The sequence below is a fragment of the Aliirhizobium smilacinae genome (genome assembly GCF_006335145.1).
Taxonomy (GTDB): domain Bacteria; phylum Pseudomonadota; class Alphaproteobacteria; order Rhizobiales; family Rhizobiaceae; genus Neorhizobium; species Neorhizobium smilacinae.
In genome coordinates this window covers 45,895-69,369 of sequence record NZ_VDMN01000006.1, presented here as the reverse complement: position 1 = coordinate 69,369, position 23,475 = coordinate 45,895, and the positions used below count along the sequence as shown (strand labels likewise).

General features: G+C 59.4%; 20 protein-coding genes. 11 read left to right on the top strand and 9 right to left on the bottom strand.

Going from position 1 to position 23,475, the window contains the following annotated elements; genetic code table 11:
- Positions 1-837: 837 nt before the first annotated feature.
- From uxaC to FHP24_RS22115, 4 genes are all read left to right on the top strand, one after another.
- Positions 838-2,247, top strand: coding sequence for a glucuronate isomerase (gene uxaC / locus FHP24_RS22130; RefSeq protein ID WP_139678417.1), 1,410 nt, complete (start codon positions 838-840; stop codon positions 2,245-2,247).
- A gap of 141 nt (positions 2,248-2,388) precedes the next feature.
- A complete protein-coding gene (locus FHP24_RS22125) occupies positions 2,389-3,375 on the top strand; it encodes a TRAP transporter substrate-binding protein (RefSeq protein WP_139678416.1) in 987 nt (328 codons plus the stop codon).
- A 153-nt stretch (positions 3,376-3,528) separates the two neighbouring features.
- Positions 3,529-4,068 (top strand): TRAP transporter small permease, encoded by a 540-nt coding sequence (locus tag FHP24_RS22120; protein WP_210237861.1) that lies wholly within the window; start codon positions 3,529-3,531, stop codon positions 4,066-4,068.
- Entirely contained in the window at positions 4,059-5,342 is a 1,284-nt protein-coding gene (locus tag FHP24_RS22115; RefSeq protein ID WP_139678415.1) for a TRAP transporter large permease, read from the top strand. Before FHP24_RS22120 ends, FHP24_RS22115 begins: the two co-directional genes overlap by 10 nt.
- A 185-nt stretch (positions 5,343-5,527) precedes the next feature.
- On the opposite strand, the gene FHP24_RS22110 is transcribed toward FHP24_RS22115, so the two are convergent.
- The gene (locus FHP24_RS22110) at positions 5,528-5,866 is read right to left on the bottom strand and encodes a cupin domain-containing protein (protein ID WP_139678414.1); all 339 of its coding nucleotides are present in this window, start codon (positions 5,864-5,866) and stop codon (positions 5,528-5,530) included.
- Between the two features lie 442 nt (positions 5,867-6,308).
- On the opposite strand from FHP24_RS22110, the gene FHP24_RS22105 reads away from it, so the two are divergent.
- Positions 6,309-7,328 carry an Ldh family oxidoreductase gene (locus FHP24_RS22105; protein WP_139678413.1) on the top strand — a complete coding sequence of 340 codons (1,020 nt, stop codon included), beginning with the start codon at positions 6,309-6,311 and terminating at the stop codon, positions 7,326-7,328.
- A gap of 8 nt (positions 7,329-7,336) precedes the next feature.
- Here the strand turns inward: FHP24_RS22105 and FHP24_RS22100 are convergent, their stop codons facing one another.
- The 7 genes from FHP24_RS22100 to FHP24_RS22070 all read right to left on the bottom strand — a co-directional run bounded on the left by FHP24_RS22100 (position 7,337) and on the right by FHP24_RS22070 (position 15,469).
- Positions 7,337-8,056 carry an SDR family NAD(P)-dependent oxidoreductase gene (locus FHP24_RS22100; RefSeq protein WP_139678613.1) on the bottom strand — a complete coding sequence of 240 codons (720 nt, stop codon included), beginning with the start codon at positions 8,054-8,056 and terminating at the stop codon, positions 7,337-7,339.
- A gap of 270 nt (positions 8,057-8,326) precedes the next feature.
- Positions 8,327-9,973 (bottom strand): ABC transporter ATP-binding protein, encoded by a 1,647-nt coding sequence (locus tag FHP24_RS22095; protein ID WP_139678412.1) that lies wholly within the window; start codon positions 9,971-9,973, stop codon positions 8,327-8,329.
- On the bottom strand, positions 9,970-10,908 hold the full coding sequence (locus tag FHP24_RS22090) for an ABC transporter permease (protein ID WP_180356085.1): 939 nt from the start codon (positions 10,906-10,908) through the stop codon (positions 9,970-9,972). Before FHP24_RS22090 ends, FHP24_RS22095 begins: the two co-directional genes overlap by 4 nt.
- Entirely contained in the window at positions 10,908-11,915 is a 1,008-nt protein-coding gene (locus FHP24_RS22085) for an ABC transporter permease (RefSeq protein WP_139678411.1), read from the bottom strand. Before FHP24_RS22085 ends, FHP24_RS22090 begins: the two co-directional genes overlap by 1 nt.
- Before the next feature lie 97 nt (positions 11,916-12,012).
- Entirely contained in the window at positions 12,013-13,605 is a 1,593-nt protein-coding gene (locus tag FHP24_RS22080; RefSeq protein WP_139678410.1) for an ABC transporter substrate-binding protein, read from the bottom strand.
- Between the two features lie 50 nt (positions 13,606-13,655).
- A complete protein-coding gene (locus tag FHP24_RS22075) occupies positions 13,656-14,336 on the bottom strand; it encodes an AroM family protein (RefSeq protein WP_180356084.1) in 681 nt (226 codons plus the stop codon).
- Between the two features lie 176 nt (positions 14,337-14,512).
- Positions 14,513-15,469: an AroM family protein gene (locus tag FHP24_RS22070; RefSeq protein ID WP_210237860.1), complete on the bottom strand. Its 957-nt coding sequence runs from the start codon at positions 15,467-15,469 to the stop codon at positions 14,513-14,515.
- A gap of 145 nt (positions 15,470-15,614) precedes the next feature.
- Between FHP24_RS22070 and FHP24_RS22065 the strand changes: the two genes are divergently transcribed.
- The 3 genes from FHP24_RS22065 (at position 15,615) to FHP24_RS22055 (ending at position 19,388) form a co-directional block, all read left to right on the top strand.
- Complete coding sequence (locus FHP24_RS22065) at positions 15,615-16,694, top strand: DUF917 domain-containing protein (protein WP_112455483.1); 1,080 nt, start codon at positions 15,615-15,617, stop codon at positions 16,692-16,694.
- Positions 16,691-18,253, top strand: coding sequence for a hydantoinase/oxoprolinase N-terminal domain-containing protein (locus FHP24_RS22060; RefSeq protein ID WP_139678408.1), 1,563 nt, complete (start codon positions 16,691-16,693; stop codon positions 18,251-18,253). Before FHP24_RS22065 ends, FHP24_RS22060 begins: the two co-directional genes overlap by 4 nt.
- 94 nt (positions 18,254-18,347) lie before the next feature.
- The gene (locus tag FHP24_RS22055) at positions 18,348-19,388 is read left to right on the top strand and encodes a zinc-dependent alcohol dehydrogenase family protein (RefSeq protein ID WP_139678407.1); all 1,041 of its coding nucleotides are present in this window, start codon (positions 18,348-18,350) and stop codon (positions 19,386-19,388) included.
- 28 nt (positions 19,389-19,416) lie between these two features.
- On the opposite strand, the gene FHP24_RS22050 is transcribed toward FHP24_RS22055, so the two are convergent.
- Positions 19,417-20,325, bottom strand: coding sequence for a LysR family transcriptional regulator (locus tag FHP24_RS22050; RefSeq protein ID WP_139678406.1), 909 nt, complete (start codon positions 20,323-20,325; stop codon positions 19,417-19,419).
- Positions 20,326-20,509: 184 nt separating this feature from the next.
- Here FHP24_RS22050 and FHP24_RS22045 point away from each other — a divergent pair, with 184 nt between their 5' ends.
- From FHP24_RS22045 to FHP24_RS22035, 3 genes are read left to right on the top strand one after another with little or no spacing between them, the layout of a single operon-like run.
- Positions 20,510-21,712: an ABC transporter substrate-binding protein gene (locus FHP24_RS22045; RefSeq protein ID WP_139678405.1), complete on the top strand. Its 1,203-nt coding sequence runs from the start codon at positions 20,510-20,512 to the stop codon at positions 21,710-21,712.
- Positions 21,712-22,494, top strand: a complete 783-nt coding sequence (locus tag FHP24_RS22040; protein WP_139678404.1) for an ABC transporter ATP-binding protein — start codon at positions 21,712-21,714, stop codon at positions 22,492-22,494. Before FHP24_RS22045 ends, FHP24_RS22040 begins: the two co-directional genes overlap by 1 nt.
- Positions 22,494-23,210, top strand: coding sequence for an ABC transporter ATP-binding protein (locus FHP24_RS22035; RefSeq protein ID WP_139678403.1), 717 nt, complete (start codon positions 22,494-22,496; stop codon positions 23,208-23,210). Before FHP24_RS22040 ends, FHP24_RS22035 begins: the two co-directional genes overlap by 1 nt.
- Positions 23,211-23,475 lie beyond the last annotated feature (265 nt).

Genomic DNA, 23,475 nt, shown 5'->3' with positions numbered 1-23,475 from the left:
TGACCACGGTGTTGACCAGTGCTACGTCAGATCCTGCATTCGGCAAAATCGAAGCGACAGGCAACCGGGTCAGGAAAATCGAACACAGGGGCGATGATGGCGCAGTCGCGATCACTTCAGTCCGTGTTATTACCCACAATGTGAGCCAGGACGAGCACCCATGGATTACGTGCCGCGCTCAGCTTTCCCGATAGAACCGGTCTCGGTATCCAAGGCATCCACGCAAACACGCCAATGGCAATTCCCCTCTCCTCAAGCTGCGCTACAACTTATGTATACTACCATATGGGTGACGTTGAATAGATAAATTCAACAAAAGCATGCGACATTTTTGTCGGCAACCAATAATTGACAATCGTCACGACTGGGTATTTATTCAATAAATAACAATAACTTAAATCGATTTATTTTGTAAACACATGTCACATTCAATGATACTGGCGCAGAAACTGCGCCAGTTGAGCTCCCACCTTCGATCCGACAAATACGCGAACAGACCTGCATAAGCGGCGGCCTGATCTCCCTCGACAAACGATCCAGGTAGCAGGCGAACCATTCTTGCTCCCCGATAAAAAGCTGCGACACCTTCGACTGGATGCGACAAGCCCCTGCGACAATTTCGCACACCCTGACTGGCAAAACTCCCAATTTAGTGATTTTGACGACCCCGCCGATATGGATTTTATGGCCATGATTCAATGCGGATTTCTCGCAAAATCGGCGCAATTGAAAATAGACGAACGTCAAGAAATTCGGCCTGTGACTTGTCGCCATCAGATCATTGACATTCCAATTCGTAACAATCTAGCGTTGATACGTCGAAAGGAGGTCGGCTTCATGAAATCACTTATACATTCTGACGTTTTATTTCCGGCCGAAAACAGTATTCGCTCTATTGCTCAAGCCCTTTACAAGACAGTTTCGGATCTTCCCATCGTAAGTCCTCACGGCCATACCGATCCCAAATGGTATGCCCTGGACGAACCGTTCCCGGACCCGGCGCAGCTCCTGATCGTTCCCGATCATTACATTTTCCGAATGCTTTTCAGCCAGGGCATCCGCCTCGAGGATCTCGGCGTACGCCGCCTCGATGGTTCGACCGTGGAAACCGATGGGCGCAGGATCTGGCGGCTTTTTGCTGAAAACTACTATCTTTTCAGGGGCACGCCGACCCGACAGTGGATGGACTTTGTCCTCTCCAATCTCTTCGGCATCGACGAACCACTCACCGCCAAGACCGCGGACAAGAGCTACGACCTGATCGCCGAAAAGCTGCTCCTGCCGGAATATCGGCCCCGGGCGCTGTTCAAGCGATTCAACATCGAGGTCATCGCAACGACCGAAGGCGCACTCGACGACCTGCGCTGGCACAAGGCGATCCGTGAAAGCGGTTGGGACGGGCGCGTGATTACGGCTTATCGGCCGGATGCAGTCGTCGATCCAGATTTCGAGGGTTTTTCCGCCAATCTCGACCAGCTGGGCGACATGACGGGTGAAGACACCGGATCTTGGACGGGTTACCTCGCTGCCCATCGGAAGCGCCGGGCGTATTTCAAGTCCTTCGGCGCCACGTCCTCGGATCACGGTCACGCGACCGCCGACACGGCCAACCTGTCGGACCAGGAAGCGGCTGCACTTTTCGGCCGTATCCGTGCCGGCAAGTCGGATCTGGATGATCACAAGCTGTTCCGCGGCCAGATGCTGACGGAAATGGCCAAGATGAGCCTGGACGATGGCCTTGTCCTGCAGATCCATCCCGGCTCCAGACGCAACCATTCGCCAACCGTGTTCGCTAATCATGGCCGGGACATGGGCTTCGATATTCCGGGTCGCACCGATTATGTCAGCGCCCTGAAACCGTTGCTCGATGCCGTCGGCGCGGAACGCGACCTGACGGTTGTGCTCTTCACGCTCGACGAAACCTCTTATGCCCGCGAACTGGCACCGCTGGCGGGAGCTTATCCTGCACTTCGGCTTGGACCAGCATGGTGGTTCCATGACAGTCCGGAAGGCATGCGGCGTTTCCGTGAGATGACGACCGAAACGGCTGGCTTCTACAACACGGTCGGCTTCAATGACGACACGCGCGCCTTCCCGTCCATCCCGGCGCGCCACGACGTTGCTCGACGGGTAGATTGCGCCTTCCTGGCACGGCTCGTCAGCGAACACAGGCTCCGGGAGGAGGAGGCTTTCGACCTCGCCAGGGAGCTTGCCTATACGCTCGCGAAAAAGGCGTATCGGCTCTGAACGACGCTTAGGCGTCGACACGAGGAGACTATCAAAACTGGCTTCCGTAAAGCTGGAAATGGAGCATCAGCATCCATTTCCGGCATCGGGTTCGGCTGGCTAGATTTCTGATTCAATCAGTTATTAATGGAGGAAATACAAATGAAACGAACTTTTAAGGCGATCCGCACGATGCTTCTTGCTGCAGGCGCAGCAGGTGTTCTTCTTGCATCGCCGGCTATGTCACGCGATTTCAGATCTGCCGACATTCACCCGAATGACTATCCGACAGTTCAGGGTGCCATGTATATGGGCAAGATCCTGTCCGAGCGCACCAATGGTCGCCTCGGTGTCAAGGTTTTCCCGAACGGCGCCTTGGGTGACGAACGCGGCACAATCGAACAACTGCGCATCGGCGGCCTCGACATGCTGCGCATCAGCGCCGCCGTGGTCAACAACATGGTGCCGGAAACCATCGTCATTTCGATGCCCTTCATCTTCCGCTCCACGGCACATGAACGCACCGTGCTTGACGGCCCGATCGGCGAAGAAGTTCTGAAGGCACTGGAAAAGCAGGGCATGATCGGCCTCGCCTTCTACGACAGCGGCGCACGCTCGATGTACACCAAGAAGCCGATCAAGACCCTCGCCGACCTCCACAACATGAAGATCCGCGTCCAGCAGTCTGACATGTTCGTGGCAATGGTGCAGGCTCTGGGCGCCAACGCAACCCCGATGCCAATGGGTGAAGTTTATACCGGCCTGAAGACCGGCATCATCGACGCCGCCGAGAACAACTATCCTTCCTTCGAATCGTCGCATCACTACGAAGCAGCCAAATATTACACCCGCACCGAGCATGCCATGGTGCCTGAACTGCTGCTCTTCTCGAAGCCGATCTGGGACAAGCTGCCTGCGGAAGACCAGGCGCTCATCCGCCAGGCCGCCAAGGACTCGGTCGTTGAACAGCGTCGCCTCTGGGATGCACGCGAGACCACGTCCAAGGAGATCGTCGAAAAGGCCGGCGCCGTCATTGAAGATGTCAACGACAAGCAGGAATTCATCGACGCGATGAAGCCTGTCTACGAGCAGTTCGCCAAGACTCCTGAACTGCAAGACCTCGTCAAGCGCATCCAGGCAACGAAGTAAAACAACGAGGAAGCAGCTCCTTATGGGGCTGCTTCCTTCTACGGCGCCGCACTTAAAAACATCAGGCGCAAGCCCGCTGCAAAGCTCAAGACACTGCGCATCGCTTTTTCGGAAACCGAGCCGGTTCCCGAACCGATGCGCCAGGGGGATACCATGAATACTCACACCAAATCCGAAGCCATCCATCCACCCGCGATGACTGGATGGCTGACGAGCATCAACGCACCGCTGGCCAAGATCGGCATGATCCTGGCCATAAGTGGCCTGCTAACGCTTGTCGCAGTCGTATTTTACCAGGTTTTCGGCCGTTACGTGCTGAACGATTCGCCCAGCTGGACGGAAAACCTGGCAATCGTACTCATTCTCTACGTCACCATGATCGGGGCTGCCGTTGGCGTCCGCGATGCCGGTCACATTGCTCTCGACTCTCTGACCGTTCTGCTGCCGCAGAGCATGCAACGCTATGTGGAGCTGGTCATCTATATCGCAATCTGCCTGTTCGGTGCCGCCATGGCCTATAATGGCTGGGTGCTTGGCTGGTCGGTCGCTCCCTACCTGATGCCCAATCTCCATGTGACAGAGGCCGTGCGTTACATTCCGCTCGCAGTCTCGGGCGTCCTGATCATCATGTTTTCAATCGAACATATCCTGGCCATTTTCCGTAAGGCGGAGGTCGTACCGTCATGGCACTAACCATTCTTTGTATCACTTTTGTCGGCTTCCTCGTTGCGGGGATCCCCGTCGCTTTTGCGATCGGCCTGTCGGCGCTTTGTACCATTCTTTATGAAGGTCTTCCGATCGCCGTCGGCTTCCAGCAGATGATGGCGGGCATGAACGTATTTTCGTTTCTCGCCATTCCTTTCTTCATTTTCTCCGGTGAATTGATGCTGCATGGCGGCGTTGCCGACAAGATCGTCACCGCAGCCAAATCCATGGTCGGTCACGTCCGCGGCGGCCTCGGCATGTCGAACGTCGTCGCCTGCACCCTCTTCGGCGGTGTCGCCGGCTCTCCCGTCGCCGACGTATCGGCCATGGGCGCCGTCATGATCCCGATGATGAAAAAGGAAGGCTACGACGCCGACTACGCAGTCAACGTCACCACGCACGCCGCTCTTGTCGGCGCGCTGATGCCGACAAGCCACAACATGATCATCTACGCACTGGCCGCCAGCGGCAAGGCATCCATCGGTGCCCTGATCGCAGCCGGCATCATGCCTGCCCTGCTTCTGATGGTCTGCAACCTCGGCGCAGCCTATTACGTTGCCAGAAAACGCGGTTATCCCGCCGGCACTTTCCCCGGCTGGCACATCGTCATGCGTTCGCTCGCTGCAGCTGCCCCCGGCATGCTGATCGTGGTGATCATCCTCGGCGGTATAGTTTCGGGTATCTTCACCGCAACGGAATCCGCTTCCATCGCCGTAATCTACACGATGCTTCTCACCTTCTTCATCTATCGCACGATGACCTGGGAAGCCTTTCTGGCGGCAGCCGCCAAAACAGTCAAGACAACGGGTATCGTCCTGCTGCTGATCGGCGTGTCGACCATGTTCCAGTATCTCATGGGTCTCTACGGCGTTGCCGACATGACCGGTGAGCTGATGAGCCACATCTCGACCAACCCGATCGTCATCTTCCTGATGATCAACATTATCCTGTTCTTGCTTGGCACGTTCATGGATATGGCCAGCACGATCCTGATCTGCACGCCGATCTTCCTGCCGATCGCCATGCAATACGGCATGGACCCGGTCCAGTTCGGCATGGTCATGCTGCTCAACTGCGCATTGGGCCTGAACACGCCGCCGGTCGGCACCACGCAGTTCATCGGCTGCGCCATCGGCGAAATCTCGGTCGGCGAAGTCATGAAGTCGATCCTGCCCTTCTACAGCGCGCTGTTCCTCGCCATGGCATTGGTCACCTATGTACCGATGTTCTCAATGTGGTTACCGCGCCTGCTGATGCACTAAAAGCAGCAGCCCGCAGCACGAAAATCAGGCGCCCGGCTTCGGCCGGGCGCTTTTGCGTTTCCGGCATGGTTCGATCCCGTGGATTTGCGGCAAGCAAGCTCTGCAACCGCAAATGCAAAAGCCGGCCGCAACATGGGCGACCGGCTTTTGATATGTTTTGGCCGCGACCGGCGGCCCAAAAGATATTACTTCAGGAATTCAGCCCGATGCGGGTTGAAAACGTCGATCAGACGGCCGGCTTCCAGCGCCTTGACGCCATGGACAAAATCGGGCGGCACGATAAAGCTTCCGCCCTTGGTCAAAGTTTCGGTCCTGCCGTCGATCGTAACTTCGAAACTGCCGTCTGCGACATAGCTTGCCTGGATATGCGGATGGGAATGCTTCGAACCGATCGCTCCCTTTTCGAACACGACCTCCACCATCATCATCTCCGGCAGGTAGGTCATGATGCGGCGAGTGACGCCGGGTTCCGGGTTCACCCATTCGGCGTCATCCGCCGAAACAAAGAGATCGCTAGCTGTCATTACTGTCCTCACCTAAAAATTCGTGGTTGCCTTGCGATAATACATATCGCCGGGTTGGCAACAACCACTACCCTGCGAAGAAATGACGAAACACAAGCCATTGTTTTTGATATATTTATTTTCGTTTACATGTTTTTCGGCATGCGTATCCCATTCAATGTCAGCCGGAGCGGTCGTCTTGGCAAGACGAGAGAGATCGGGGCATTGAAAGGCCCGGCAACGCGAGTGATTGATACACCTCGCGGCAGCTTCCGAAAATCTCACCTCGATCCGGCCGATGCTCGCCATCTGAGACGGCAAGGTCGTTTACGAAAAACCGCCGGTGTAAGCCGACCGAAAACTTACCGTGAACTGCTGTGCAAAGCCGATTGAACAGAGCTTCGTTGCTTGTATCTTCGCACGGCCGGAAATCAGCGCCTCAATGGCGATGCAGGAGAATGACATGACGAAAACCGCCGACATCCATCTCTCCTATGCCGATCTCGCGGCACTGCTCCAAAAGATCTTCGTCAGGAACGGCGTGTCTGAAGAGAATGCCAAAATCCTTGCGGAAAACTGCGCATCCTGCGAACGCGACGGATCGCTCAGCCACGGCATCTTCCGCATGGCGGGTTACGTCTCGTCGCTCGCCAGCGGCTGGGTCGATGGCAAGGCCGTTGCTGAAGTCGAGGATGTCGGCCCGGCCTTCGTCCGCGTCGATGCCAAGGGCGGTTTCACCCAACCGGCCATGCTTGCCGCGCGCCCGTTGTTGATCGAGAAGGTCAAGGCAAATGGCGTCGCGGTTCTCGCCATCCGTCGCTCGCATCATTTCAGCGCGCTTTGGCCGGATGTCGAACCGTTTGCCGAAGAGGGTTTTGTCGCACTCAGCGTCGTCAACAGCATGGCCTGCGTTGTGCCGCATGGTGGAAAGAAGGCCGTGTTCGGCACCAATCCGATCGCCTTCGCTTCGCCGCGCGCAGGCGCAGCACCTTTCGTTTTCGATCAGGCATCAAGCGCCATTGCCCATGGCGACGTCCAGATCGCAGCCCGCGCCGGCCATGACCTGAAACCTGGCATGGGCGTCGATCGTGATGGCCAGTCGACCACCGACCCGAAGGCCATTCTCGATGGAGGCGCACTGCTGCCCTTCGGCGGCCACAAGGGCAATTCGATCGCGCTGATGGTCGAAATCCTCAGCGCCGCTCTGACCGGCGGTTATTTCTCCGGCGAATTCGACTGGAGCGGCCACAAGGGCGCGCAGACACCGTTCACCGGCCAGTTCTTCATCGTCATAGACCCTGAGCGGGGCGGCAACGACGTTTTTGCCGACCGTGTCGCCGGCATCTGCGATCTCGTATTGGAGGCAGGCCAGGAACGCCTGCCCGGCGAACGTCGCCACCTGACCCGCGCCAGGGCGGCGGAGGCAGGTATTCCACTGTCTTCAGAAAATTACGAGAAGCTGAGGGCGCTGGCCGAAAGCTGACTCAGGGTTCAGACGTGCTGCCCGCCATTGATGTGGATTTCCGCACCATTGATATAGGACGATTGCTCAGTGCAGAGGAAATAGATGGTTTTGGCCACTTCGATGGTCGTTCCGAGCCGGCCCAGCGGCACTTCGGCCTGCACCAGATCGTCAGTCCCTGGCGACAGAATCGCCGTTGCAATCTCGCCCGGCGCGATGGCGTTGGCACGCACGCCACGCGGGCCGAACTCATGCGCAAGTTCGCGGGTCAGTGAAGCAAGACCGGCCTTCGAAGCCGCGTAAGCGACACCCGCAAAGGGATGGACGCGGGAACCGGCAATCGAGGTGACGTTGACGATCGAACCGCGCGCAGCCTCAAGCTCGGGTATCAACGCCCGCGCCAGAAGCGCTGTCGAGATGAGGTTGACGTTCAGCACCTTCGTCCAGGTATCGGCATCCGTGCCGGCGACACCCAATCTGGCGCCATCGGCACCTTTCGGGGAAATCCCGGCATTGTTGACGAGCGCCGCCAGCTTGCCGTCGGGCAAACGTTGCCGCACCTCTTCAACGAGGTCATCGATGCTCGAAAGCTCGGCCAGATCCGCCTGGATATGGCTCTCCCGTGCCGAAGGCCAGCGGCATTCCTCGGAAAACGGCTGACGTGAAACGGTCAGGATTCTCCAGCCCTTTTCCAGAAACAGCTTGACCGTCGCATGGCCAATCCCGCGGCTTGCGCCCGTCAGAAGCATGTAGGGGGTAGTGGTCAAAGACGAACTCCCAGAAGTCGGCGAGGAAACCTGCAACCCGGCCTATCAGCATATTCGTAAGTCGTGAAACGGTTTCAGCCGCGCTTTCGCATCTGCGAAGAAATTGTGCTTTGCAGCCGGAATTTCAACTGGAAAAAGCGAGACGGATAGGTTCAGGAAGTTTTTGCAAAACGCCTGGCGTCTTCGGACACGAGAAAACCCTGTACCACAGGAGGCACAGGGTTTCCGTATCAGCGTGGTTCTGCGATCGGCCTAAACTTGCAGATTGGCCGCCTGCGAGGTTTTTCGCCCGCTTTCGATCAGGGCCTTGGTATAGTCCTCGCGAGGCGCCATGAAGATCTGCTCGGTGTCGCCCTGTTCGACGATCTCGCCGCGTTTCATAACGATCGTGCGGTCGCAGATCTGCCGGATGACGGCGAGGTTATGCGAGATGAACACATAAGTGAGGTTCAGCTCGGAGCGCAGCTCCTGAAGGAAGTCGAGCACCTGCGCCTGAACCGAGATATCCAGCGCCGAGGTCGGCTCGTCGAGGATCAGCAGGCGCGGGTTGAGGGCGATCGCGCGGGCAATGCAGACACGCTGCTTCTGGCCGCCGGACAGCTCGTGCGGATAACGATATTTGAACATTTTTGGCAGCTGTACGATGTCGAGCAAGGCTTCCGCCCGCGCCTCGATATCCCGCCGGCTCATATTCGTCTGGATGCGTAGCGGCTCGCCGATCGCATCACCGATCGTATGACGGCCGTTGAGCGCCGAATGCGGGTTCTGGAAGACAAACTGCATATGCCGGCGCATCTTGCGGAGCGGCTCGCCGGAGAGACCGGAAATGTTCTGGCCGTCGAAGATGATATCGCCGGACGTCGGCTCGATCAGACGCATCAGCATGCGCGCCAGCGTCGATTTGCCGGAACCGCTTTCGCCGACCACGCCAAAAATCTCGCCAGTCTTCACCGACAGGCTGAGCGAATTGACGGCAGTAAAATCGGCACCGGACTGGCTGCGATAGACCTTCTTCAGATCGATCGCTTCCAGCAGATGGCCCGGCTTGGACGGTTTGGCCGCAGTGGCTTCAGCCGCAACTTTCTCGGGCGCAATGTCGATATCCGGCACCGCGGCAAGCAGACGCTGCGTGTATTCGTGCTGGGGACGATTGAGGATGTCCTGCGTCATCCCCTGCTCGACGATCTCGCCCTTGTACATCACCGCGCAGCGCTTCGCGACGGTGGCAATCGCGCCGATATCGTGGCTGATCATGATGACGGTGAGATTGAGTTTTTCCACCAGCGAGTTGATCAGGTCAAGCACCTGCGCCTGCACGGTCACATCGAGCGCTGTTGTCGGCTCGTCGGCGATCAGGATGTCCGGTTTGCCGGCCAGCGCCATGGCGATCAGAATGCGCTGGCGCATGCCGCCGGAAAGCTGGTGCGGATATTGCGAAAACAGCATGGACGGGTTCGGCAGCCCGACCTGATCCAGCAGATCTTCGGTGCGGGTGCGACGCGCCGCCTTGGAAGACACACCTGTACCGGCTGCCTTTTCATGCGCAGCGATGACATCCGAGATCTGCCGCCCGACGGTAAACAGCGGGTTGAGATAGGTCATCGGATCCTGGAAGATCATCGAGATGCGGATACCGCGGATCTTCGTCCAGTCCTTCTCCGGCAGGTTGGTAATGTCCTGTCCGTCAAAAGAGATGGAGCCTTCGACGACCTTCGCATTGCGCGGTCCGATACCGAGTACGGAACGCACCAGCACAGTCTTGCCCGAACCGGATTCGCCAACGATACCGACCGTATCGCCACGGTTGACGGTGAGATTGATGCCCTTCAGCACATGCACCGGGCCGTCGAAAGTACCGATGTCGAGCCGGTAATTTTTGATGTCGAGGAGAGCTGTCATCGGTCGCGGCTCCTTGGGTCGAGAATGTCGCGCAGGCCATCGCCCAGCAGGTTGAAGCCAAGCACGGTGAGGAAGATCGCAGCGCCCGGGAAGAGCGAATACCACCACCAATCCGGCATATAGGTGCGGGCGACCGAGATCATTGAGCCCCATTCCGGCGAAGGTGGCTGTGCGCCAAGCCCGATAAAGCCGAGGCTGGCGGCCGACAGGATCGCCATGCCCATGTCCATGCTCATCTTGACGATGATCGGCGACATGCAGTTCGGCAGGATATGATGCCAGAGGATCCACGGCGTTTTCGCACCGATCGAGCGGGCGGATTCGATGAACAGCTCTTCCTTGATCGACAGCGTTTTCGCTTCGACCAGGCGCACATAACCGGGCCACCAGACGATCGCGAGCGCCAGCACGCAATTGGTAATGCCGGGGCCGAGGGCCGCGACGATCGCAAGCGCGAGCGCCAGACCGGGAACAGCAAGGAACAGTTCGGTGATGCGCATGATTACAGCACGAACCCATCCGCCACGGTAACCGGCAATGATGCCGAGCGTAATGCCGACAATCGCCGCAAGGCCGGTGATGACGACACCGATCCACAGCGATGTCCGCGCACCGATGATGACGCGGGAAAAGATGTCCGCGCCCATTTCATCCGTGCCGAACCAATAGGTGCTGCTCGGCGGCTGCAGCTTGGCCGACATGTTGATCGCACCGCTCGCCGCTTCCGGATAGGGCACGATCAACGGCCCGAAGGCGGCCAGCAGAAGGAAGAGCACGACCAGCGTCAGGCCGAGCATCGACGAAAAGCTCTTGCGGAACATATGCGCATAGAGCCGCCACTGGCGGATCTGGCTCGCATGTCGTTCGCGGAAGGTGAGCGGGCGTGATGCTTCCGCCGGGGTGTCGATCTGTGTGTTCATGGGTGCAGCCGTCATCACGCTTTCCTGAGACGCGGGTCGATCCAGGCATAGGCCAGATCAACGAGGGTGTTGGCGACGATAAAGAAGAAACCGATCATCAGTGTCACGCCGACGACGGGCTTGAAGTCGGACGACAGGGCGGAAGAGACCGCATAGAGCCCGATGCCCGGCCAGTCGAACACGGTTTCGACGAGAACCGTCGAACCGAGCATCCAGCCGAAGCGCAGTCCGATCATCGCAAGCGTCGGCAGCATGGCATTCTTCAGCGCATAAAGCGCGACGATGCGGAAAGACGAGATGCCGTGAGCGCGGGCAGCCACGATATAATCCGACTGCAGCACTTCGATCATCTCGGCGCGGTTGACGCGCAGGATCGAGGCGAGGCAGGGAAATGACAGAACGATTGCCGGCAAGATGATATGCTGCAACGAGACCCAGAACGTCGAGAATTTGCCGGCGATGAGGCTGTCGACCAGAAGCAGGCCGGTCACAAATTCCGGCGGGCGGGTGACGAGCGGCAAACGCCCCGAGACCGGCAGCCATTCCAGATCGACCGCAAACATCAGCTGCAAGATGATGCCGAACCAGAAGGCCGGCAGTGCAACGCCCGAAATAGAGAATATGCGCGTTACCTGGTCGAGCGGCCCGTCCTTGTAGACGGCCGACAGCATGCCGAGCGGAACGCCGATGACGATGCCGAGAAACATGGCGACGAAGACGAGTTCCAGCGTCGCCGGGGCATAACGCATCACTTCTTCAAGCACCGGACGGGTGGTGACGATCGATGTGCCGAGATCGCCGCGCACGAGATCGCCCATATAGACGATGAACTGTTCCGGCAGCGACTTGTCGAGCCCGTATTCGCTGCGGATCGTCGCGACCATGTCTTCGGTCGCATTGGGACCGGCGACGAGCCGGGCAGGATCACCAGGGGCGATATTGGTGATGACAAAGGTCAGCGCCGCAATGCCGATCATCGTGCCGAGCAGTGTCAGAATTTTGCGGAAGGCGAATGTCAGCATCGTCTTCTCCGTTTGTTATGATTGGCGCATGGCCCGCGGTTGGGAAAGCGGACCATGCGCACTATTCTGGCTTGAGTGAGGGGACTTCAGCCAGTGTTTATTCGGACTTTACCCAAAGCGGATAGAGATCGACTTCGCCGGTGAAACGAACAGGGCTGAACTGGAAACCCTGCAGGTAGTCACGACGTGCCCAGCGGCGGTTCTGCAGCATGCCGAACACTTCCGGCTGGTCTGCGACGATCTGGGTCTGGATGTCGGCATAAAGCTTGGCGCGCTCATCCCAGTTCGACGAGGACCGGGCCTTGTCGATCATCTCGGTGACCTTCGGATTGTCGTAGAACATCATCGCGAAATACTGGCCCCAGCTGTTCTTGTGATACTGGTAGGCGACAGCGTCCGGATCGGTCGAGACCGGGGTCGTGTAGACCGAAGTCATCGACGGCGAAGTCTCGACCTTGGAACCGTTGGCGACCATGTTAGGCCACTGTTCCGGCTTTATCTCGACATTGATGTTGAGCGGCTTCAGGCTGTCGAGCAGCACGAGGCCGATGCGGCGGGCTTCTTCGAGGCCGGCAACGTGAACGTAAGGCAGGGTGATGCCGCCGTTCGGATAACCGGATTTCGCCAGATATTCCTTGGCCTTGGCAAGATCCTTGCGCGGAATGCCGGGCACGTCGATATGGCCGCGCATCGCATCCGGGATCGGGCTCGTCTCAAGCGAGGCAGCACCGTTATAGACCTGGATCAGCGCATCGTAGTCCATCGCATAGGCAATTGCCTTGCGCAGATTGATGTCGGCGGTCGGCCCCTGCTGCGTGTTGAACTTGATGCCGAAAGTGGTCATGCCCTTGTGGTCTTCGATGGCGATGCCCTTGGCACGCGCGATCTGGACATAGTCGTCCGGGGTCAGGCCTTCGACGATATCGACTTCGCCGCGCTGAAGAGCGGCCTTCTGTGCGGCAGGTTCGCGGATGATCTTGAAGATCACGCCGGCCGGACGATTTGCTTCGCCCTGCGGCCAGCCCTTCCAGTAATCGGTAACGGCTTCGGCTTCATAAAGAACGTTCGGTTCCCAGCGGCCGAGCTTGAACGGACCGGAGCCGGCTTCGTTGTCGGTCAGCCACTTCTGGCCGTAATCGCCGTCCACTTCATGGGCCTTAACCTGGGCCGGATTGACGATGTACCACCAGGGCAGGAAGGAGAGGAAAGGCGTATATGGGCCCTTCAGCTCGAACTTGACCGTATAATCGTCAACGACGCTGATGCCTTCCGGCGCCAGAAAGTCCTTGAGCATCCAGGCGACGCCCTTGTTGAGCTTCAGGCCGCGCTCGAAGGAATAACGGACAGCTTCGGCATTCACCGGATCGCCGTTGTGGAATTTTGCGTTCTTGACCAGATGGAACGTCCAGGTCTTGCCGTCTTCGCTGGTTTCCCACTTTTCAGCCAGCCAAGGCTTGATCTCGGCCGGATCGCCTTCGTATTTGACCAGCCCGTCATAAACGGCCTGCTGCATCATGCGTGTCGACCAGTCGTAGCGGATATGCGGATCGAGAACCGGGATCGCCTGACGACCGCCGAACACGATGACATTGCCCTTGTCGGTGCGCTCGAAAGCGCCGGCAGGGGTGGCAAGAACCGACGAGGCGAGCAGCCCCGCGATTGCGATATTCCTGATGATTTTGCCGAGCATGTAGTTCCCTCTCTTATTAAACGGCTTTCAAGTCAGACTGTATGCAAGTTCTAGAGCATCTGGCGAACGACACCCGCCACCAACCGGCGTGACAGCAATACCGGCGCATCGATGGATTTACGCACTTCCTCGTGCATCTCGGCCGAATAGCCCATGCAATGCATCACCACGAGGTCGCAGCCTTCCAGCTGCTTGGCACGTTCGCTCATCTCGCCACCGGCATAAGGCGATGCCGACACCAGTTTCGGATTACCCGGCAGCACATGGCGTTCTTCGAAATCCTGGATCTGCCGTTCGAGCGGCACGATGACGCCGAGCTTGCGGGCGGACGCGGCAAGTGCTTCGACTGTCGAGTCGACGATCCGCTGCGCTTCGACAACAAGCGTATTCTTCAAGGGCTCGATCTTCGTGCCGGTGCAGAGCAGAACGACGAGATCGAAACCTTCGCCGTCGATCTTCTGTAACAGGACGTTCAGCTTCTCTTCCGTCAGCGCCTTGGAGGAAACAATCTCCTCACCGCTGTTCAGCCGGGTCGCAAACGAATGCTCACCATCCCTTGCGCGCATCGCATCGAGTTCTGCCGGGCTCATCCCGTCCAGCACGCCGAATTCCTGATGCACGATACGGCCTTCCGGCAGACCTGATGTAATCTCGGCCATCATTTCAGGAACCAGATCGACGCGGGGCGTCTGCCCGATGGTCACGAAGGCAATCTTGGATGTGGAAGGCATGCTCTCGTTCATTCCCTGCATTAGTCTTGTTGGCAGGGAGCCTAACGCTCGAATATGCAGCTTCACTATAGGGTAATGCCCCTAGAGGAAAACAATTCGGTAATATATTTTGCGATCATTTTTTAGGCAAACCGTGCTTTTCGCGCAATTTTATTACGCAAACACGATTATTTTTGTTAGGGATGACCCGCGGCGACAACCATCCGGATCAGCGCATTGGAGGACGTCACCTCCATTTTCGTCATCACATTGGACCTGTGGATTTCGACCGTCTTGGGGCTGATCCCGAGCTGACGTGCGATCGCCTTGTTCGACAATCCCTCGGCCACCAGCGAAAGCACCTGCCGCTCGCGCGGTGTGAGACGCTGCAGTTTTTCCAGAAATTCTGCCGGAACGCCGGGCATGGCAACCGGATGCGTACCGTGCAAAAGCAGCCGGATCGCGCTGACGACGATACGTCTTGCAAGCACCACAGGCTTGCCGCTCGCCTTGGCCACCGTCTGCCTGTCGGCTTCGGTAAAGCTCACCGAATTCAGCACGATGATCTCCGAATCCGAAAGATCGACCAGCGCGCTTGCCAGCAATCGTTTGTTCCCATCTGCAGCGTAGCTGGCAGTGACCTTGTAAGGCGCGAGCGCCGGAATATCGAGTTCGCCGATCTGCTGCTCCAGCGGCTGGATCAAGCCCACGGCCGAACCATGCGCGGCAAGCGAAATGACCGTCGATTCCATTGCCCGCTGGGCATTGACGGTCGGGCACGTGCTTTCGAAATCCCGAAACAGCCCGGTCGACAGGATCACCACCAGATCGAATTCGTTTGGTTGGAATGCGGCGGCGATCTTCGCCATCCGCTCGGCGATCCTCGGTTTCGACACGACGATATCGCTGCCGTCGGAAAGCCGGGTGACGATGCTCGTCTCGCCGGGCCGCACCTTGAAATCGTTGATCTCTGCCTGCGAAAGCCTGTCCAGAGCACCGATTTCAAGCGCTTCGATCGGCAGATCGAGGTTTTCCAGCATGTCGTCGATAATATCTTCGCGCGGCGTCTGGCCAACGCTCAGAAACATCACGCGATGAGGCGGTTCCGCTGCTTCCGCGATGGTCGAAGACGGAGTGTAAGGGTTCTTCGTCACGGGCAGGGAATCGGTCCTTCTGATCCTATCGCTATAGTCGTTCTAGACATGCCCAAATTAAAGGCAAGCCCATTCTAGGGGCAGTCCCCTATAGGCATTCTTCGTCGCACATGGCTAGGTTCTAGCACATTATTCGGAGGCAAACATGATCCGTGATTTCGAAGCGAGCGAGATCGACCCGCTTGCCGTTGGTGCCTGGATTCTCGGGACCGGCGGTGGTGGCAGCCCGTATCTGGCGCAGCTCAACCTGAAAAAGCTCTACAAGGACGGCAAGCGCGTCAAGCTTATCGATCCCAACGCTTTGGACGATGGCGATGCCGTCGCCGTGGTGTCGAAGATGGGCGCCCCTTTGGTGGGCCAGGAACGTCTGGTGGACCCGGCGCATCTTGCCCGCGCCATGCAGCTGATGGAAGAATATACCGGCCGCAAGTTCCGCGCCGTGATGAGCGTCGAGATCGGTGGCGGCAATGCGCTGTCGCCCTTCCTCGCAGCCGCCATGCTGGACATTCCGGTGGTTGACGCCGACGCGATGGGCCGTGCCTATCCGGAAGCCCAGATGACCAGCTTTGCCATTGGCGACCTGCCGATGTACCCGCTGACACTCGTCGATTGCCGCGACAACGAAGCGATCGTTGCCAAGGCCGCATCCTGGAAATGGATGGAGCGTATCTCGCGCAAGATCTGCACCGAAGTCGGCTCGACCTCGGCCACCTGCAAGGCCCCGCGCACCGGCAAGGAAGTCAAGGAATGGGGCGTGCTCCATACCGTGACCAAAGCCGTGAGCCTCGGTCGTGCGGTGCTCGAAGCCCGCGCCGCCCATACAGACCCGATCGAAGCCGTTCTGGCGCATGAAGGCGGCAAGATCCTGTTCAAGGGCAAGGTTGCCGACGTGGATCGCACCACGACCGGCGGCTTTCTGCGCGGCGCTGCCATGATCGACGGCCTCGACGCGGATCGCGGCGCCAAGGTCGAACTCGCCTTTCAGAACGAATGGGCAGTCGCCTTCCGCGATGGCCAGCCGATTGCCATGACCCCTGACCTGATCTGCCTGCTCGACACCGTGTCGGGCGAAGCAATTGGCACGGAAACGGTGCGTTACGGCCAGCGCGTCACGGTTGTCGCCCTGCCGGCACCGGCTGTTCTGACCAGCCCCAAGGGACTGGAACATGTCGGCCCGCGTGCCTTCGGATATGATCTTGATTTCAAATCGGTGTTTGCAGCATGAAGCGGATCGGAATTGACGTTGGCGGCACCAATACGGATGCCGTGCTCATCGATGGCGAGAAAGTCGTTTCCGCCATCAAGTTTCCCACCACCGCGGATGTGATGCAGGGCGTCGTCAACGCCATCGGTCACGTCGTCTCTTCGCAGGCGCCCGGCGCCTCGCCGATCGACGCCGTGATGATCGGCACGACGCATTTCACCAATGCCGTCGTCGAACGTGCGCGTCTGGAGCGCATCGCAGCGATCCGCATCGCTATGCCGGCCGGCGCTTCCCTGCCGCCGATGATCGACTGGCCGGATGATCTGCGCGAAAGCGTCGATCCTCTGTCCTTCATGGTCCATGGCGGCCATGAATATGACGGTCGCCCACTGGTGCCGCTGGCCCACGACGAAATCCGCGACGCAGCGATGAAAATCCGCGACGCCGGCATAACCTCCGTCGGCATCACGGCGCTCTTTTCGCCGCTGACAGCCGAAGGTGAGCTGGAAGCTGCCGAGATCGTCCGTTCGATCATCCCGGAAGCGCGCATCACGCTCTCCCACACGCTCGGCCGTATCGGCCTGCTGGAACGCGAAAACGTCACGCTGCTCAACGCGGCTCTTCAGGGTCTTGGTCGGAAGACGATCGACGCCTTCAAGGACGCGCTCAAGCAGGCGGGCGTCAACGCACCCTTCTACCTGACGCAGAACGACGGCACCGTGGTTCTGGCCGATGTCGCAGCCGCCAACCCGGTCTACAGCTTCGCCTCCGGCCCGACCAACTCGATGCGCGGTGCGGCCTTCCTCACCGGCCTGAAGGAAGCCATGGTCATCGACGTCGGCGGCACGACCTCGGATGTCGGCTGCCTCGTCGGCGGTTTCCCCCGCGAAGCCAACAACGTGGTCGAAGTCGGCGGTGTACGCACCCTCTTCCGCATGCCGGACCTTCTGCCCATGGCACTCGGCGGCGGCACGATCATCGATCCGGAAACCCGCAAGATCGGCCCGCGTTCGGTCGGTTACCGCATCACCGAGAAAGCCCTCGTCTTCGGTGGTGATACGTTGACTACGACCGACGTTGCCGTCGCTGCGGGCCTCGTAGAGATCGGCGACCGCGATCGCGTCAAGCATCTGGACAAGGCAATGGTTGCCGACCTCCTGAAGCGCATCGAGGCGATGGTGGAAGACGGCGTCGACCGGATGAAAACCTCGGCCGAGGGCGTCAGCCTGATCGCAGTCGGCGGTGGTGCTTTCCTCATTCCGGAAAAGCTGAGAGGTGCCAGCGAAGTGCTGCGCGTCGAACACGCCGGCGTTGCCAACGCACTCGGTGCCGCCATGGCGCAGGTCTCCGGCGAAGTCGATCAGGTGTTCTCCGATCTGTCGCGCGACAAGGCGATTGCCGAAGCCGACCGTATCGCCCGCGAACGCGCCATCGAGGCCGGTTCCGATCCGAAGTCGATCGTCACGCTGGATACGGAAGACATCCCGATCGCCTACCTGCCCGGTGATGCCCGCCGCGTCCGCGTCCGCGTTGTCGGCGATATCGCCTTCATGAAAGACCAGCAGAAACAGGCTTCGTAAACGCAGTCCGCCGCGCTAACGTAACAAAAAATCAATGTCCCCGACCTCATTGAGGATCGGGGACTTTTCCGTATTGAACAGGCGAGGATGCGTCATGAAAGCCATGTATTACGAAGCGTTCGAACAGATGCCCGAGATCAGGACGCTTCCCGATCCCGAGCCGACCTTCGGCGGCGTCGTAATCAAGGTCGGTGCGACCGGCCTCTGCCGCAGCGACTGGCACGGCTGGAAGGGCCACGATCCCGATATCCAGCTGCCTCACGTTCCCGGCCATGAACTGGCCGGCAAGGTCGTGGCAAAGGGCAAGGGCGTGATGCGCTTCAAGGTCGGCGATCGCGTCACCGTGCCGTTCGTTTCAGGCTGCGGCCATTGTGCCGAATGTCATTCCGGCAACCAGCAGGTCTGCCCGGACCAGTTCCAGCCCGGCTTCACCCATTGGGGTTCCTTCGCCGAATACGTGGCGATCGACTATGCCGACACCAATCTCGTGCATCTGCCGGAAGAGATCGACGACGCAACGGCCGCAAGCCTCGGCTGCCGTTTTGCCACCTCCTTCCGCGCGGTTGCCGATCAGGCCCGCACCGGTCCCGGCGACTGGGTCGCCGTCCACGGCTGCGGCGGTGTCGGCCTCTCGGCCATCATGATCGCAACCGCACTCGGTGCTAACGTCATCGGCATCGACCTGACCGAGGACAAGCTCGCATTCGCGCGGCAATGCGGGGCGGTTGCCACGATCAATGCCGGTTCGGTGCCGGATGTCGTGGAAGCCGTCCGGGAAATCACCAAGGGCGGTGCGCATGTCTCGATCGACGCGCTCGGCCACCCGACGACCTGCTTCAACTCGATCAAGAACCTGCGCCGCCGCGGCCGCCACGTTCAGGTCGGCCTGATGCTCGGCGAACACGCAACGCCGCAGATCCCGATGGCGCAGGTCATCGGCCACGAGCTGGAAATCTACGGCAGTCACGGCATGCAGGCCTGGCGTTACGATGCGATGCTCTCCATGCTGACCGCCGGCAGGATGAAACCGCAGCAACTGATCTCGAAGCGGGTAAGCCTTGCCGAAGGCGTCTCCGAACTGGTCAATCTCGACAAGGCCGAAACACCCGGTATCGCCGTCATCACCAGCTTCTGAAGCTGGCCCGAACTGGGAGGCGGAAACATCAGCCTCCCACGAAAGCATCCTGATTGTCCTGCACCAGCGCCGTCAGATAATCGGCAACCGCCCGCACGCGCGGAACACGGCTCATATCGCGGTGCCGCACGATGTAATAGTGCCGCGTCAACTGCACCTCGCGCGGCAAAACGATCTCAAGCTCCGGCTGCCGGCTGGCGATGAAATGCGGCAGGATGCAGAGGCCCAGCCCGTTGAGCGTCGCCGTCAACTGCGCAAAAATGCTGGAACTCTGGAATTTCGGTTTGATGCCGGGATGTACGTCGCCAAGATAATCCAGCCCAGGCGCAAAGATCATGTCCTCGATATAACCGATGAACGGATGATTGAGCAGATCCTCCCGGCGCTTCAGCGTGGCTGCACCCGCCAGATAGCGCTTGGATCCATAGATGTTGAGCTTGTAGTCGGTGATCTTCTCGATCAGGTAGGGTCCGGCCTTGGGCGGATCGAGCGCTACCGCGATATCCGCCTCCTTGCGTGACAGCGACATGATCTGCTGGATCGTGACCAGTTCCAGCGAAAGGCTCGGATGCCGCGCGGTAAAATCTCCGAGATGATGGGCGAGAAAGAAGTTGGAAAAACCTTCCGGAGCGCTCAGCCGCACGACTCCCTGATGCGCCGCATTGCCGGACGTGATCTCGGCCTGCAACCGGTCGGCCTCCGCCTCCATCCGCTCCGCCGTCTCGATGAACCGCTGACCGACCACTGTGAGCACATAACCGCGCGGGTTGCGCTCGAAGAGCTTTACCTTGAGGGCAAATTCCAGCCGGTCGATGCGGCGCGCAACAGTGGCATGGCTGGTGCGCAGATGCCGTCCCGCCGTTGACAACTGCCCCGTGCGGGCAACGGCCAGAAAATATTGCAGGTCATCCCAGGTAAAGACGGGATTTCCACTCATAACCCCTCCCCGGCATGGCGATCTGTTCAAAAACGCACAGATGCTGTTTGCAATTAATAGTGGCGAGCTTCTTGCGTCAACGGCCTTTTTCCTCAACCATGCGTACTTGGAAGAGCTGCTTTGAGGAGGGCGGCCTGCCAATTTTGAACAGATAGCGCTCTGCAATCTCTTGGGAGGAGACCTTATGCGTAAGACGTTCCTGACGTCGCTGGCCGTGCTGCTGGCGAGCGGCACTGCATTCGCCCAATCTGCATCCGACGGCAAGGTAAAGATCGGCATCCTGAACGACCAGTCCGGCGTTTATGCCGATTTCGGCGGCAAATCGTCGGTCGAGGCGGCCAAGATGGCGATCGAGGATTACGGCGGCAAGGTGCTTGGTGTCCCGGTCGAACTCGTGAATGCCGACCATCAGAACAAGCCCGACATCGCCTCCAACATCGCCCGCCAATGGTACGATACAGAGCAGGTCGATGCGATCATGGACCTGACCACTTCGTCGGTCGGCCTCGCCGTGCAGGCGCTGTCCAAGGACAAGAAGAAGATCACGATCAACACCGGTGCTGCGACCGTCGATCTCACCGGCAAGGCCTGCACGCCCTACGGCTTCCACTGGGCCTACGACACCCACGCCCTTGCGGTCGGCACCGGCGGCGCGATGGTCAAGCAGGGTGGTGACAGCTGGTTCTTCCTGACCGCCGACTATGCCTTCGGTTATTCGCTGGAGCAGCAGACGAGTGATTACGTCAAAGCCAATGGCGGCACGGTGCTCGGCTCGGTGCGTCATCCGCTCTCCAGTCAGGATTTCTCGTCCTTCCTGCTGCAGGCGCAGTCTTCCGGTGCCAAGGTGATCGGCCTTGCCAATGCCGGCCTCGACACCGCCAACTCGATCAAGCAGGCTGCCGAATTCGGCATCGTCCAGGGCGGCCAGAAACTCGCAGCCCTGCTCTTCACCCTTGCCGAAGTCCATGGTCTCGGGCTGGAGGCCGCTCAAGGCCTGACGCTCACCGAGGGTTATTACTGGAACCTCGACGACAAGAGCCGCGAGTTCGGCAAGAAATTCTTCGCCCGCACCAACAAGATGCCGAACATGGTCCATGCCGGCACCTATTCCGCCGTCACCCATTATCTGAAGGCGGTGGAGAAAGCCGGCTCGGACGATGCCGACGCGGTGGCGAAAGCCATGCGCGAAATGCCGGTCGACGATTTCTTCGGCCGTGGCGGCACGGTCGCCGCCAACGGACGCATGATCCACGACATGTACCTGCTGCAGGTCAAGAAGCCGGATGAAAGCAAGGAGCCCTGGGATTATTACACTGTGCTCGCCACGATCCCAGGCAAGGATGCCTATCTCGACCCGAACAAGGCCGGTTGCGAGCTGGTGAAATAATGGCAGTGCCTGCACAGGACCTGCACGAGGAGCCGCGGGTGGTTTTATCCGCCCGCGGTCTTTCCAAGAGCTTTGGCGCGTTTCTGGCGGTTCGGGACGTCGATCTCGACATCGAACACGCGCGGGTGCATGCGCTGATCGGCCCGAACGGCGCCGGCAAGACGACGGTGTTCAACCTTCTCACCAAATTCCTGCAGCCGACGGCCGGCTCCATCACCCTGCTCGGAACCGACATAACCAAAACCTCGCCGGACAAGGTGGCTCGCATGGGACTGGTCCGCTCGTTCCAGATCTCTGCGGTGTTTCCGCATCTGACCGTGCTCGACAATGTTCGCGTGGCGCTGCAGCGGCCGAATGGCCTGTCGACGCAGTTCTGGCTGCCGACTTCCGCGCTCGACCGGTTGAACGACCGGGCCGACGAACTGATCGAGACGGTGGGGCTGAAACGCGAGCGCAACGCAATCGCCGCCGACCTTTCCTACGGCCGCAAGCGGGTGCTCGAGATCGCGACCACGCTGGCGCTTGATCCGAAAGTGCTTCTTCTCGACGAGCCGATGGCCGGCATGGGCCAGGAGGATATCGGCACGGTCTCCAACATCATCCGCGAAGTGGCAAAGACCCGTGCCGTGCTGATGGTCGAACACAATCTTTCGGTCGTCGCCGACATCTGTCATCAGGTCACGGTCCTGCAGCGCGGCGAGATCCTCGCCGAAGGCGACTATGCGACAGTGTCAAAAGATGAGCGCGTGCGGCTCGCCTATATGGGCACGGAGGACGCGTGATGGCAAAACCGCTTCTACAGGTCTCCAACCTCAATGCCTGGTATGGCGAAAGCCATATCCTGCACGGCGTCAACATGACCGTCGGCGAAGGCGAGACGATCACCATCCTCGGCCGCAACGGCGTCGGCAAAACGACGACGCTCCGCACCATCATGGGCATCATCCGAGAGCGCAAGGGTGAGATCCGTTTTTCCGGCAAGGATATGGCGAACGTTCCCTTGCACAGGACGGCGCATGCGGGCCTGGGTTTCGTACCCGAAGAGCGCGGCATATTCTCGACGCTGACGGTGGAGGAGAACCTGATGCTGCCGCCGGTCGTGGCCGATGGCGGCCGGGAACGCGCGATGCCGCTCGACGAGATCTACGCGCTTTTCCCGAACCTCCACGAAAGGCGCTTCAGCCCCGGAACGAAACTGTCGGGCGGCGAACAGCAGATGCTGGCGATCGCTCGCATCCTTCGCACCGGCGTCAAACTCCTGATCCTCGACGAACCGACGGAAGGGCTGGCCCCCGTCATCGTCCAGCGCATCGGCGAGGTGCTGAAGACATTGAAGGAACGGGGCATGACGGTGCTGATGGTCGAACAGAATTTCCGCTTTGCCAGCCGCGTCGCAGACCGATTCTACCTGATGGACCACGGAAAGATGGTCGCCGACTTCCCCGTCAGCGAACTGCCGCAGCGCATGGATACGCTGCACAAGGTTCTGGGGGTGTGAGGATGGCTGGAATCTTTGAATCGATGACCGTCCAAATGCCGAAACGGGTGACGGGATATGGGGCGGTGCGTCGTACCGATCTCCCCCCTCGTGGGGGGCTCGAAGAGCGGGTCGAGACCCGTGGCTCGACCCCGGCAGCCCGGCAGGGCAGAGGGGGGCGCCGCGTGCACCGCCCTTTACCATTGAGTTCGTCGAGCCGTTGTTACCCCCCTCTGTCACTTCGTGACATCTCCCCCACAAGGGGGGAGATCACAGGGAGTTCGCC